The sequence below is a fragment of the Citrobacter sp. Igbk 17 genome, assembly GCF_028069775.1.
Taxonomy (GTDB): Bacteria; Pseudomonadota; Gammaproteobacteria; order Enterobacterales; family Enterobacteriaceae; genus Citrobacter.
In genome coordinates this window covers 1-13,246 of sequence record NZ_JANEWI010000006.1, presented here as the reverse complement: position 1 = coordinate 13,246, position 13,246 = coordinate 1, and the positions used below count along the sequence as shown (strand labels likewise).

At 52.3% G+C, this 13,246-nt stretch carries 12 protein-coding genes and 1 other annotated feature; of the genes, 6 read left to right on the top strand and 6 right to left on the bottom strand.

What is annotated here, in order from left to right; genetic code table 11:
- Position 1: 1 nt before the first annotated feature.
- From trpD to trpL, 3 genes are all read right to left on the bottom strand, one after another.
- Positions 2-1,597 carry a bifunctional anthranilate synthase glutamate amidotransferase component TrpG/anthranilate phosphoribosyltransferase TrpD gene (gene trpD / locus NNO08_RS05250; RefSeq protein WP_202038509.1) on the bottom strand — a complete coding sequence of 532 codons (1,596 nt, stop codon included), beginning with the start codon at positions 1,595-1,597 and terminating at the stop codon, positions 2-4.
- On the bottom strand, positions 1,597-3,159 hold the full coding sequence (locus NNO08_RS05245; protein ID WP_271456301.1) for an anthranilate synthase component 1: 1,563 nt from the start codon (positions 3,157-3,159) through the stop codon (positions 1,597-1,599). The genes trpD and NNO08_RS05245 overlap by 1 nt, the downstream gene beginning before the upstream one ends.
- Before the next feature lie 23 nt (positions 3,160-3,182).
- Positions 3,183-3,277: a sequence feature (Trp leader region), on the bottom strand.
- Entirely contained in the window at positions 3,254-3,298 is a 45-nt protein-coding gene (gene trpL / locus NNO08_RS05240) for a trp operon leader peptide (RefSeq protein ID WP_212734703.1), read from the bottom strand. (Overlaps the previous feature by 24 nt.)
- 135 nt (positions 3,299-3,433) lie before the next feature.
- On the opposite strand from trpL, the gene rnm reads away from it, so the two are divergent.
- From rnm to rluB, 3 genes are all read left to right on the top strand, one after another.
- Complete coding sequence (rnm, locus tag NNO08_RS05235) at positions 3,434-4,312, top strand: RNase RNM (protein WP_271440934.1); 879 nt, start codon at positions 3,434-3,436, stop codon at positions 4,310-4,312.
- Positions 4,309-4,929: an L-threonylcarbamoyladenylate synthase gene (locus NNO08_RS05230; RefSeq protein ID WP_003833336.1), complete on the top strand. Its 621-nt coding sequence runs from the start codon at positions 4,309-4,311 to the stop codon at positions 4,927-4,929. Before rnm ends, NNO08_RS05230 begins: the two co-directional genes overlap by 4 nt.
- A gap of 100 nt (positions 4,930-5,029) precedes the next feature.
- Positions 5,030-5,905, top strand: a complete 876-nt coding sequence (rluB, locus tag NNO08_RS05225) for a 23S rRNA pseudouridine(2605) synthase RluB (RefSeq protein WP_271450387.1) — start codon at positions 5,030-5,032, stop codon at positions 5,903-5,905.
- 83 nt (positions 5,906-5,988) lie between these two features.
- Here the strand turns inward: rluB and cobO are convergent, their stop codons facing one another.
- Positions 5,989-6,579, bottom strand: coding sequence for a cob(I)yrinic acid a,c-diamide adenosyltransferase (gene cobO, locus NNO08_RS05220; RefSeq protein WP_271440936.1), 591 nt, complete (start codon positions 6,577-6,579; stop codon positions 5,989-5,991).
- Positions 6,576-7,337, bottom strand: a complete 762-nt coding sequence (locus NNO08_RS05215) for a YciK family oxidoreductase (RefSeq protein ID WP_271456300.1) — start codon at positions 7,335-7,337, stop codon at positions 6,576-6,578. The genes cobO and NNO08_RS05215 overlap by 4 nt, the downstream gene beginning before the upstream one ends.
- Before the next feature lie 221 nt (positions 7,338-7,558).
- Between NNO08_RS05215 and sohB the strand changes: the two genes are divergently transcribed.
- Positions 7,559-8,605: a protease SohB gene (sohB, locus tag NNO08_RS05210; protein ID WP_271456299.1), complete on the top strand. Its 1,047-nt coding sequence runs from the start codon at positions 7,559-7,561 to the stop codon at positions 8,603-8,605.
- 108 nt (positions 8,606-8,713) lie between these two features.
- On the opposite strand, the gene NNO08_RS05205 is transcribed toward sohB, so the two are convergent.
- Positions 8,714-8,965 (bottom strand): YciN family protein, encoded by a 252-nt coding sequence (locus tag NNO08_RS05205; protein ID WP_003020616.1) that lies wholly within the window; start codon positions 8,963-8,965, stop codon positions 8,714-8,716.
- 398 nt (positions 8,966-9,363) lie between these two features.
- Between NNO08_RS05205 and topA the strand changes: the two genes are divergently transcribed.
- Positions 9,364-11,961, top strand: a complete 2,598-nt coding sequence (gene topA, locus NNO08_RS05200; protein ID WP_271440939.1) for a type I DNA topoisomerase — start codon at positions 9,364-9,366, stop codon at positions 11,959-11,961.
- A 208-nt stretch (positions 11,962-12,169) separates the two neighbouring features.
- Positions 12,170-13,144: an HTH-type transcriptional regulator CysB gene (cysB, locus tag NNO08_RS05195; RefSeq protein WP_271456298.1), complete on the top strand. Its 975-nt coding sequence runs from the start codon at positions 12,170-12,172 to the stop codon at positions 13,142-13,144.
- The last annotated feature ends 102 nt before the right edge of the window (positions 13,145-13,246 follow it).

Below are 13,246 nucleotides of genomic sequence, written 5' to 3'. Positions count from 1 at the left end.
TTTACCCTCTTGCGGCCAGTGCAGTGACACGGTCGTAAGCCGCACCGCTGCGCAGCACATTAATCACGGTTTGCGCGTTGGCTTTTAAGTCTTCTTTACCGTGCAGGCGCATTAACATGGCGACATTCGCGGCAACAGCAGCCTCATGAGCGGCCTCACCTTTACCTTGTAACAAGCGACTCAGAATGTCACGGTTTTCTTCCGGCGTGCCGCCAGCCAACTGTTCCTGATGATATGGCGTCAGGCCAAAGTCTTCCGCCGTTAGCTGGTAGCTCTTGATTTCACCATCATGCAGTTCTGCCACTATGGTCGGCGCATGCAGTGAAACTTCATCCATTCCGCCGCTGTGTACCACGGCTGCCCGTTGATATCCCAGCACGCGCAGTGTTTCGGCAATCGGCAACACCAGTTCCGGGCTGTAAACGCCGATCAGCGCCAGCGGTGGATGCGCCGGATTTATCAATGGCCCAAGCACATTAAACAACGTGCGGGTTTTCAACTGCTGGCGTACCGGCATCGCATGGCGAAAACCTGTGTGATATTTCGGTGCAAACAGGAAACACACGCCCAGGTCATCGAGCGCCTGACGGGATTTATCGGCGTTCATATCCAGATTGATACCAAATGCCGCCAGCAGATCCGAGGATCCTGATTTACTGGAGACGCTACGGTTGCCGTGTTTGGCCACTTTTAATCCACAGGCCGCCGCGACAAACGCGCTGGCGGTGGAAATATTGATACTGTTACTGCCGTCACCGCCGGTTCCGACAATGTCGGCAAACAGATAATCCGGTCGCGGGAACGGGGCGGCATTTTCCAGTAATGCCGTTGCCGCACCGGCAATTTCATTCGGGTGTTCGCCACGAATTTTCATACTGACCAGCGCTGCAGCCAACTGTTCTGGTTTCAGTTCACCACGGACGACAGCAGAGAACAGCTGGTGGCTTTCCTGTTGTGACAGCGTCTGAGCCTGGTACAGTTTTTCCAGGATCGGTTGCAGCGTATTGGTTTGTTCGAGCTTCTGTTGCGCCCAGGCCAGCGTTTGCTCCAGCAGACGCGCACCCTGAGTGGTCAGAATCGATTCCGGATGGAACTGGAAACCGCATACGCGGTCGGTATCGTGACGAACTGCCATGACCATACCGTTAAAATGCGCGTTAATGGTCAATCCGGCCGGTACGTTGCTGCCAACCAGCGAGTGATAGCGCGCCACCGGCAGCGGGTTTGCCAGACCGGCGAACATCGCCTGCCCATCGTGTTCAATGCTGGAGGCTTTGCCGTGCAGGATTTCCCCCGCCTGACCGACATATCCACCATAGGCTTCAACAATCGCCTGATGCCCCAGACAAATACCGATAATGGGCAGTTTGCCGCGCAGGCGGGTTAACAGCTCTGGCATGCAGCCCGCTTCACTGGGTGCGCCAGGCCCTGGAGAAAGCATCAGCACAGGGTTTTTCATCGTCGCTAAACGGTCAATTAACGTCTGAGCCGGAATATGGTTACGGTAAATCACTACGTTGTGACCATTAGTGCGCAGCTGATCTGCCAGGTTGTAGGTAAATGAGTCGATATTATCGAGCAGCAGAATGTCAGCCATTAGAAAGTCTCCTGTGCATGGTGCGCGGTGGCGATAGCACGCAAAACGGCACGCGCTTTATTACGGGTTTCATCGGCTTCAGACTGCGGAACAGAATCCAGAACAATCCCGGCACCGGCCTGCACGGTGGCGATACCGTCTTCCACCAGAGCTGAACGGATCACAATGCAGGTATCCAGGTCGCCATGGGCGGTAAAGTAGCCGACCGCGCCGCCATAGCTGCCCCGACGGCGACCTTCGGCCTCGGCGATCAATTGCATCGCGCGGACTTTTGGCGCACCACTCAGCGTGCCCATGTTCATACAGGCGCGGTAAGCATGAAGCACATCCAAATCGCTACGCAGTTCGCCCACCACACGGGATACCAGGTGCATTACGAAAGAGTAACGGTCGACTTTGGTCAGGTCGGCAACATAGCGGCTACCTGGGGTACAGATACGTGCGAGATCGTTACGAGCCAGGTCTACCAGCATCAGGTGTTCGGAAAGTTCTTTATGGTCGGTACGCATTTCCAGCTCGATACGACTGTCGAGATCGCGATCCAGCGAGCCATCCGCACGGCGACCACGCGGGCGGGTCCCGGCAATCGGGTAAATTTCAATCTGACGGCTGGTGGCATCGTATTTCAACGAACTCTCCGGCGACGCGCCGAACAGTGTGAAATCGTTGTCCTGCATGAAAAACATGTACGGGCTGGGGTTGCTTTTCTTCAGCACATAGTAGGCTGCCAGCGGCGACGGGCAGGGCAGCGAGAAGCGACGAGATGGAACCACCTGGAAAATCTCACCTGCGCGAATCGCTTTTTGCAGGCCACGCACTACTGCACCGAACTCTTCATCGCTCTGATTGCATTCGCAGCGCATTTGCGGGACTTCAGTGACGGGCAGCGGCGGTGCGGGTTCGGTGAGCTGTTGGCTCAACTGTGCCAGGCGGGCGTTCAGTCGCTGTTTTTCCTCGTCATTTGGCGTAAAGATGCTGGCCTGAATGCGGGTGCTTTTTTTCTGGTGGTCGATAACCATCAGTGTTTCTGCCAGATAGAAGCAGTAGTCCGGGCAACGGTTGCCCGCTTCAAGCTGGGGTAAATCTTCAAATCCGGCAACCAGGTCGTAGGAAAACAGACCGCCGAAGAACATGGCTTCACGCTCTTGCGCCGGAACATTGACCAGCTCCTGCAACAAACGGAACGCGTCAAATACAGAAAGTGAACATAAACGGGCATCTTCATCCAGCAGCGGGCTTACGCTGGGGAATGTCAACTGACGAATGTTCGGCTGTTTATCGTTTTCAACGCCCGTGGGCAGGGCTGCGTCCAGCAGAGGAAGTAGCGATGCGCCATTCGCCGACAATGCCTGAATAGTGACAGTGTCACCCAGGGCAGTAATACGCAACGCGCTGTCTACCAGTAGCAGGCTCTTGAGATCGTTCTTGCTGTCGATATCGGCGGATTCCAGCAATAACGTTGCCGGTCGTGCGCCACATACCTGATGAAACAGCGCCGTTGGGTTCTCACGGTAGGCGGCATCGCAGGCGAGCAGTTCAAGTGTTGGTTTTTGTGTTTGCATCGTTCTTCTCATTAATTTTGTTCAAAAAAAAGCCCGCTCATGTGGCGGGCCGGGTATCTGGTTGCATAGTGCAGACGTAAGACACTGCCCGAAATCAGGAAGTGCGCCACCAACCGTGCAGAACAAAGCGTGCTTTCATCTCAGATACCTTCTTCATGTGAACTTGTGTACTAGTTAACTAGTTCGATGGAGTAAAGTCAACACCTGATTTCAGTTAATTTGTCGAAACCGCTATGATGATCGTGATACGACATTTATTGAAACGGGAGACGCCTTGAGCGACACGAATTACGCAGTGATTTATGACCTGCACAGCCATACGACAGCCTCCGATGGGCGATTGACGCCAGAGGCCTTAGTACATCGTGCGGTAGAGATGCGAGTCGGTACACTGGCGATCACCGATCATGACACCACGGCAGGTATTGCGGCGGCAAGAGAAGAAATTTCACGTTCGGGGCTAGCGCTAAATCTGATCTCGGGTGTTGAAATTTCAACGGTCTGGGAAAACCATGAGATCCATATTGTGGGTCTGAATATTGATACCGCACATCCTATGATGCATGCGTTTTTGGCACAGCAAACGGAACGCCGCCAGCAGCGCGCGCGCCTGATTGCAGAACGGCTGGACAAAGCGCATATTCCGGGAGCGTGGGAAGGGGCTTTGCGTTTGGCTGACGGCGGGGCCGTCACGCGGGGCCATTTTGCGCGTTTTCTGGTGGAATGCGGAAAAGCCACAACCATGGCGGATGTCTTTAAAAAATATCTTGCCCGCGGGAAAACCGGTTACGTTCCGCCACAGTGGTGTACAATAGAACAAGCTATTGATGTCATTCATCATTCTGGCGGTAAGGCAGTTCTGGCTCATCCTGGGCGGTACGATCTTAGCGCTAAGTGGCTGAAAAGACTGGTTGCACATTTTGCTGAACATCACGGTGACGCGATGGAAGTGGCACAGTGCCAGCAGTCTCCCAATGAACGTACCCATCTGGCGACGCTTGCGCGCCAGCATCAGTTGTGGGCATCGCAAGGGTCTGATTTTCACCAGCCGTGTCCATGGATTGAACTGGGGCGCAAACTTTGGTTGCCTGCCGGCGTCGAAGGCGTGTGGCAGCTTTGGGAACAGCCCGAGATCACAGAGAGGAAAGTATGAGCCAGTTTTTTTATATTCATCCCGAAAACCCACAGCAGCGGTTGATCAATCAGGCCGTTGAAATTGTGCGTAAAGGTGGGGTGATTGTCTATCCAACCGATTCCGGCTATGCGTTGGGATGCAAAATTGAAGATAAAGGCGCGATGGAGCGTATTTGTCGTATCCGTCATCTGCCGGACGGCCACAACTTTACGCTGATGTGCCGCGATTTGTCGGAGCTGTCTACCTATTCATTTGTCGACAACGTGGCCTTTCGTTTAATTAAAAACAATACGCCAGGCAACTATACTTTTATCCTGAAAGGGACGAAAGAAGTTCCACGCCGACTGCTGCAGGAAAAGCGTAAGACTATTGGCCTGCGAGTTCCGTCGAATCCCATTGCGCTGGCGTTGCTCGAAGCTTTGGGTGAGCCAATGCTTTCTACTTCACTGATGCTTCCGGGCAGCGAATTTACCGAGTCCGATCCCGAAGAGATCAAAGATCGTCTGGAGAAGTTGGTCGATCTGATCATTCACGGTGGTTACCTTGGTCAACAACCGACGACGGTCATTGATTTAACCGATGATTCCCCGGTGGTATTGCGCGAAGGCGTTGGTGACGTTAAACCTTTCTTATAAGGGCGCGAACCGCTATACTACGCGGCCTTAAAATGGCGCTGACTGGTGCCGTTGATTCTCCTGTTCGACGCCTGTGAAGGCGACACCTAAAGGAAGCTCTATGAGCGAAAAGTTACAAAAAGTGCTGGCGCGTGCTGGCCACGGTTCTCGCCGTGAAATTGAATCCATTATTGCAGCAGGTCGTGTGAGCGTTGATGGCAAAATTGCCACGCTTGGCGATCGCGTTGAAGTGACGCCGGGTCTGAAAATCCGTATCGACGGCCATCTGATTTCGGTGAAAGAATCTGCAGAACAAATCTGCCGCGTTCTGGCCTATTACAAGCCGGAAGGTGAACTGTGTACCCGTAACGACCCGGAAGGTCGTCCAACCGTTTTTGACCGCTTGCCAAAGCTGCGCGACGCGCGCTGGATTGCCGTAGGTCGTCTGGACGTCAATACCTGTGGTCTGCTGCTGTTTACTACAGATGGTGAATTGGCGAACCGTCTGATGCACCCGAGCCGTGAAGTTGAACGCGAGTACGCGGTGCGTGTGTTCGGTCAGGTTGATGAAGCTAAACTGCGTGATCTGAGCCGTGGCGTACAGCTGGAAGATGGTCCGGCTGCGTTTAAAACCATCAAGTTCAGCGGTGGTGAAGGGATTAACCAGTGGTATAACGTCACGCTGACTGAAGGCCGCAATCGCGAGGTTCGTCGTCTGTGGGAAGCGGTAGGCGTGCAGGTAAGTCGTCTTATCCGTGTACGTTATGGCGATATTCCATTGCCGAAAGGTCTGCCGCGTGGCGGCTGGACGGAGCTTGATCTTGCACAGACCAACTATCTGCGTGAACTGGTGGAGTTGAAACCGGAAACCACGTCTAAAGTCGCTGTCGAGAAAGACCGTCGTCGCATGAAAGCGAATCAGATCCGCCGTGCGGTGAAACGTCACTCTCAGGTCGGCAGCAGCCGTCGCCCGGGTGGACGCAGCAACAACGGTTAATCATAAACAGGCCTGATAAGCAAAGCGCTATCAGGCGTTAGCGTGGAGCCGGATGCGGCGCAAGCGCCTTATCCGGCCTGCTATTAGTAATCAATCCCCATTTGGGCTTTAATGCCCGCTTCAAAAGCATGCTTGACCGGACGCAACTCGCTGACCGTGTCGGCTAACTCCAGAATATCGCGATGGCATCCACGACCCGTAATTATGACCGTCTGCTGGGCCGGGCGCGCGTTTAAGGCGTTGATCACCTCTTCAAGCGGGAGGTAGTCGTAGGCCACCATATACGTCAGTTCATCCAGCACAACCATATCCAGCTCAGGATCGGCCAGCATTCGTTTACCGTGTTCCCATACGGCCAGACAGGCAGCGGTGTCAGCTTCACGATTCTGTGTTTCCCAGGTAAACCCGGTCGCCATCACCTGAAACTCTACACCATGAGGTTCGAGCAGGTTTCTTTCGCCGTTTGGCCATGTACCTTTAATGAACTGCACTACACCGACTTTTTTACCGTGGCCCACTGCGCGAGTTGCTGTGCCGAACGCAGCGGTAGTTTTACCCTTACCATTACCGGTAAAAACGATGACAATTCCGCGCTCGTCCCTGGCGGCCGCAACACGCGCGTCAACCCGGTCTTTTACGCGCTGTTGGCGCTGCTGATAGCGTTCTTCACTCATTGGGCAATTCCTGGTTTACGGCCCGGCTGGGCATCAAAAGTCATGCCGGTTTTACGGCGGCTGTCATCGCCCATCAGCCACAGGTAAAGCGGCATAATATCGGCGGGGGTTTTGAGTTTTTGCGGATCTTCTGTCGGGAATGCGCTGGCACGCATGCCGGTACGCGTGCCGCCTGGATTAATGCAATTTACGCGCAGATGGCGATTCTGGTATTCGTCTGCCAGTACCTGCATCATCCCTTCGGTTGCAAACTTAGAGGTGGCATACGCTCCCCAGTTAGCCCGTCCCTGACGACCGACGCTTGAGGAGGTAAAAACCAGCGATCCTGAATCTGATTTGAGTAACAGCGGCAGCAATGCCTGAGTCAACATAAACGTCGCGTTGACATTGACCTGCATAACATCCTGCCATACCTGCGGATTTTGTTCGCTCATCGGGCAGATATCGCCCAGCAGCCCGGCGTTATGCAACACCCCATCCAGACGCGGATAATGTGCGGCGAGGCGTTGCGCCAACTGGTGACACTCTTCAGCGGTACAGGTCAGCAGATCCAGTGTAAACCATTGTGGTTGTGTTCCGTTTTCATCGGCGATGGTGCGGGCAACCTGACGTAATTTTTCTTCATTACGTCCAAGCAGGATAACGGTCGCACCGTAGCGTGCGTAGGTAAGCGCGGCTTCACGCCCGATACCATCACTGGCACCGGTGACCAGAATAATGCGATCCTGTAACAGGTCTTGTTTAGGTTGGTAATGCACGGCTACTCCTCGGCGACGCTTTGGCCATCTCGTTCGCGATAACTTTTCGGCTTTATGCCTTAAACACTGGTGTTTTTCAATCAGCCAAAGGCAATAACACCGCAAAATGAACACTTTGTCATGCTTTTTGCCGATTCAGCATCGGATGGATGAAGCAAGACGGGTTTACACGCCTGTTGTACACTGAGCGAAAGTAGCGTTGTTTAACCAAGGTGGGTCTCGTGGAATTGTTGTCTGAATATGGGCTGTTTTTGGCAAAAATTGTCACTGTTGTGGTGGCTATTGCGGTGATTGTCATGCTGATTGTAAACGCGACACAACGTAAGCGTCAGCGTGGTGAATTACGCGTTATTAATCTTAGCGATCAATATAAAGAGATGAAGGAAGATCTGTCGATGGCATTGCTGGATAGTCATCAGCAGAAGTTATGGCATAAAGCGCAGAAAAAGAAGCATAAGCTAGAGGCCAAAACCGCCAAAGCCAAAGCAAAACTGGGGGACAGTGCGTCATCAGAAAAACCTCGCGTCTGGGTGCTCGATTTTAAGGGCAGTATGGATGCCCACGAGGTCAGCGCATTGCGGGAAGAGGTCACGGCGGTACTGGCGGTGGTGAAACCGCAGGATCAGGTGGTTGTGCGTCTGGAAAGCCCCGGTGGTGTGGTACATGGTTATGGGCTGGCTGCCTCGCAGTTGCAGCGCCTACGCGATAAAGCGATTCCCTTGACGGTAACGGTGGATAAAGTCGCAGCGAGCGGTGGATATATGATGGCCTGTGTAGCGGATAAAATTGTCTCAGCGCCGTTTGCCATTGTGGGCTCGATTGGCGTGGTGGCGCAGATCCCGAACTTCAACCGTTTCCTGAAAGGCAAGGATATTGATATCGAGCTGCACACGGCTGGACAGTACAAACGTACGCTGACACTGCTTGGTGAAAATACGGAAGAAGGGCGACAGAAATTCCGTGAAGATTTGAATGAAACCCATCATCTGTTTAAAGATTTTGTGCAACGTATGCGTCCAACTCTGGACATCGAACAGGTTGCTACAGGTGAACACTGGTTTGGGCAACAGGCGCTGGCAAACGGGTTGGTCGATGAGATCAATACCAGTGATGAAGTGATTCTCGGGTTGATGGATGGCCGTGAAGTGCTGAGCGTCCGCTATATGCAGCGCAAAAAGCTGATGGACCGTTTCACTGGTAGCGCGGCAGAAAGTGCAGACCGCTTACTTATGCGCTGGTGGCAGCGGGGACAGAAGCCCCTGATGTAAAATTGCAATTGCCGGATGGCGATGCTCACGCATCTAATCCGGCCTACAGGTTCGTAACATCGTAGGCCGGATAAGGCAGCGCAGCCATCCGGCAAATCATTTCTCGCGTTAATCGATCAAGTGGTACTTTTCAGAAAGCACATGCGCCAGGTGTTTAAACATATTAAACACTGCAGTGCTTTTGGGCGTTGGTAGCCCTTGCTCGTCTAAAAAGTAATCTCCGCTGAAAACCAGCACGCCATTTCGCTGCGTTACGCCGGTGGCGACAATCCCCGCCAGCGTGTCCTCATGCTCACGAATGATTTTGTTGGCTTCAATCAGCAGTGTTTCGCGATCGATGGGTTGAGTGTCTTTATGCATTATTTACTCCTTAAACAAGGACATTAGTCTACGCCGAGCCCAGCTTATGGGCAAATATTCCCTGACTTAAATGAAGGCTATAGGAGGGGATTGCAACTGGCGAGATTTGTTTTTGCATGCTAATAAAGTTGCGTAACGCATTTTATCAGGTACAGTGTGACGCTTTCGTCAATCTGGCAACAGATTTGCTTGACATTCGACCAATACTCCGTCGCGCCAAAGCGTTTGTGTGCGAAAAAGCCTGTTAACTCAGTTACATGAGAGTTACATTACAAGCGCAAATCAGTTTAAGGGGTTGATATCCGCCGACGCAGAGACCATATCGATGTCTCGTCGCCAGTGGAAGGTGAATCAACGTGCGACGCATTCTGGAAGAATCAAATTAGGTAAAGGTGAATATGGGTAAAGCTCTTGTCATCGTTGAGTCCCCGGCAAAAGCCAAAACGATCAACAAGTATCTGGGTAATGACTACGTGGTGAAATCCAGCGTCGGTCATATCCGTGATTTGCCGACCAGTGGCTCAGCAACTAAAAAGAGCGCCGACTCAACCTCCACCAAAACGGCTAAAAAGCCCAAAAAGGATGAACGTGGCGCTCTCGTCAACCGCATGGGCGTTGACCCGTGGCACAACTGGGATGCGCGCTATGAAGTGCTGCCTGGTAAAGAGAAAGTTGTCTCTGAACTGAAACAACTGGCTGAAAAAGCCGACCACATCTATCTCGCAACCGACCTTGACCGCGAAGGGGAAGCCATTGCCTGGCACCTGCGGGAAGTTATCGGTGGCGACGACACCCGCTACAGCCGCGTGGTGTTTAACGAAATTACTAAAAACGCTATTCGTCAGGCGTTTGAAAAACCGGGCGAGCTGAACATCGACCGCGTTAATGCACAACAGGCTCGTCGCTTTATGGACCGCGTTGTCGGCTATATGGTGTCGCCGCTGCTGTGGAAAAAAATTGCCCGTGGCCTGTCTGCCGGCCGAGTACAGTCGGTTGCCGTGCGTCTGGTTGTTGAGCGTGAGCGTGAAATTAAAGCATTCGTCCCCGAAGAGTTCTGGGAAATTGATGCCAATACCACGACGCCAGCCGGTGATGCATTGCCGCTTGAGGTTACTCACCAGAACGATAAACCGTTCCGTCCGGTTAATCGCGAACAAACACTCGCGGCAGTAAGCCTGCTGGAAAAAGCACGTTATAGCGTTCTGGAACGCGAAGATAAGCCAACCAGCAGCAAGCCGGGCGCCCCCTTCATCACGTCCACGTTACAGCAGGCTGCCAGCACGCGTCTGGGCTTTGGCGTGAAGAAAACCATGATGATGGCGCAGCGCTTGTATGAAGCGGGTTATATCACCTATATGCGTACTGACTCCACCAACCTGAGTCAGGATGCTGTGGCGATGGTCCGTGATTACATTAGCGATAATTTTGGCAAAAAGTATCTGCCAGAAAGCGCAAACCAGTACGCCAGCAAAGAGAATTCGCAGGAAGCGCACGAAGCTATTCGTCCTTCTGATGTCGCTGTTCAGGCGGAATCTCTGAAAGATATGGAAGCCGATGCTCAAAAACTGTATCAACTGATTTGGCGCCAGTTTGTTGCCTGTCAGATGACGCCAGCAAAATACGATTCCACTACGTTAACCGTGGGCGCGGGTGATTTCCGCCTGAAAGCTCGTGGCCGTATTCTGCGTTTCGATGGCTGGACAAAAGTGATGCCTGCACTGCGTAAGGGTGATGAAGATCGCATCTTACCGGCCGTGGATAAAGGCGATGTACTGACACTTGTCGAGCTGACACCCGCTCAGCACTTTACCAAGCCACCAGCGCGCTTCAGTGAAGCCTCGTTGGTTAAAGAACTTGAAAAACGGGGTATTGGTCGTCCATCAACGTATGCCTCGATCATCTCTACAATTCAGGATCGCGGTTACGTTCGCGTTGAGAACCGTCGCTTCTACGCTGAAAAAATGGGTGAAATTGTCACCGATCGTCTGGAAGAAAACTTCCGCGAATTGATGAACTACGATTTCACCGCGCAGATGGAAGACAGCCTTGACCAGGTGGCGAACCACGAAGCTGAGTGGAAGGGTGTGCTCGACAACTTCTTCAGTGATTTTACTCAGCAGTTGGATAAAGCCGAGAAAGATCCCGAAGAAGGCGGCATGCGTCCGAACCAGATGGTACTGACCAGCATTGATTGTCCAACATGTGGGCGCAAGATGGGTATCCGTACCGCCAGCACCGGTGTCTTCCTTGGGTGTTCCGGCTATGCGCTTTCACCGAAAGAGCGTTGCAAAACCACGATTAACCTGGTGCCGGAGAATGAAGTCCTGAACGTACTGGAAGGGGATGACGCTGAGACTAACGCCTTGCGCGCAAAGCGTCGCTGCCAGAAGTGTGGTACGGCGATGGACAGCTATCTGATCGATCCAAAACGTAAGCTGCATGTCTGTGGTAACAACCCGACCTGTGATGGTTACGAAATCGAAGAGGGCGAGTTCCGTATTAAGGGTTATGACGGTCCTATCGTTGAGTGCGAGAAATGTGGTTCTGAAATGCACCTGAAAATGGGGCGTTTCGGTAAATACATGGCATGTACTAACGACGAGTGTAAAAACACCCGTAAGATCCTGCGTAACGGTGAAGTGGCTCCGCCGAAAGAAGATCCTGTTCCGTTGCCGGAACTGCCGTGTGAAAAATCGGATGCGTATTTCGTGTTGCGTGACGGTGCAGCAGGTATTTTCCTGGCCGCTAACACCTTCCCGAAATCACGTGAAACCCGTGCACCGTTAGTGGAAGAGTTGTATCGCTTCCGCGATCGTCTGCCGGAAAAACTGCGTTACCTGGCTGATGCGCCGCAGACGGACCCCGATGGTAATAAGTCGATGGTTCGCTTTAGCCGTAAAACTAAGCAGCAATATGTCGCTGCGGAAAAAGACGGTAAAGCAACCGGGTGGTCTGCATTTTTCGTTGACGGTAAATGGGTAGAAGGTAAGAAATAACAGCATTCTGGCTGAATTTCTCCTCAAAGGGTCGCGTAAGCGACCCTTTTTGTTTGCGGCGTATTATTTTTTGTCATACCTATACAGCGTACATATAAATGATATAGTGGTTATAGTTGACAGGCTTTTTATTATTAAATCGTATTAGCAGCGCGTGTGAGTCTGCTTTTAAACGATGTTCTGATGGCACAATTCTGGATGGCTTAACATGAAATTACAGCAGCTTCGCTATATCGTTGAGGTGGTAAACCACAACCTTAATGTCTCCTCAACGGCCGAAGGACTCTATACCTCCCAGCCGGGGATCAGTAAGCAAGTTCGTATGCTGGAAGATGAGCTTGGCATCCAGATTTTTGCCCGTAGCGGTAAGCACCTGACGCAGGTGACTCCTGCAGGGCAGGAAGTTATTCGTATTGCCCGCGAAGTCTTGTCAAAAGTGGATGCCATTAAGTCGGTTGCTGGTGAACATACCTGGCCCGACAAAGGTTCGTTATATATTGCTACCACACACACGCAGGCGCGTTACGCGCTGCCCAACGTGATTAAAGGTTTTATTGAGCGTTATCCTCGCGTTTCGTTGCATATGCATCAGGGATCGCCGACGCAAATTGCCGAGGCTGTTTCGAAGGGGAATGCTGATTTTGCCATCGCGACGGAAGCACTGCATCTGTACGATGATCTGGTGATGCTGCCATGCTATCACTGGAACCGTTCGATTGTTGTTACGCCAGACCATCCGTTGGCGGGCAAAACCTCCGTATCCATTGAAGAGCTGGCGCAATATCCGCTGGTGACGTACACCTTTGGTTTTACAGGGCGCTCAGAACTGGATACCGCGTTTAATCGCGCGGGTCTTGAGCCGCGTATTGTTTTTACGGCAACCGATGCTGATGTGATAAAAACCTATGTCCGACTGGGGCTGGGCGTGGGCGTGATTGCCAGCATGGCAGTGGATCCTCTCTCTGATCCGGATCTGGTGCGTGTTGATGCTCATGATATTTTCAGTCACAGCACCACGAAAATTGGTTTTCGTCGCAGCACATTTTTACGCAGCTACATGTATGATTTCATTCAGCGTTTCGCACCGCATCTGACACGCGATGTGGTGGATACGGCGGTGGCGTTGCGTTCCAACGATGACATTGAAGCTATGTTCAAAGATATTAAATTGCCAGAGAAATAATAACGGAAGCTGCCTCGCTGGTATCCTCGTTCTCCAGCCATACCAGCGGGGCGGTTGAATGTATTTATGATTTTCTTTTTGGCTATTATCCCTATATTATTT

Coding starts and splice junctions, on each gene's coding strand:
- trpD (WP_202038509.1), bottom strand. CDS start 1,597: ATGGCTGACATTCTGCTGCTCGATAATATCGACTCATTTACCTACAAC.
- NNO08_RS05245 (WP_271456301.1), bottom strand. CDS start 3,159: ATGCAAACACAAAAACCAACACTTGAACTGCTCGCCTGCGATGCCGCC.
- NNO08_RS05230 (WP_003833336.1), top strand. CDS start 4,309: ATGAGCCAGTTTTTTTATATTCATCCCGAAAACCCACAGCAGCGGTTG.
- rluB (WP_271450387.1), top strand. CDS start 5,030: ATGAGCGAAAAGTTACAAAAAGTGCTGGCGCGTGCTGGCCACGGTTCT.
- cobO (WP_271440936.1), bottom strand. CDS start 6,579: ATGAGTGAAGAACGCTATCAGCAGCGCCAACAGCGCGTAAAAGACCGG.
- NNO08_RS05205 (WP_003020616.1), bottom strand. CDS start 8,965: ATGCATAAAGACACTCAACCCATCGATCGCGAAACACTGCTGATTGAA.
- topA (WP_271440939.1), top strand. CDS start 9,364: ATGGGTAAAGCTCTTGTCATCGTTGAGTCCCCGGCAAAAGCCAAAACG.
- cysB (WP_271456298.1), top strand. CDS start 12,170: ATGAAATTACAGCAGCTTCGCTATATCGTTGAGGTGGTAAACCACAAC.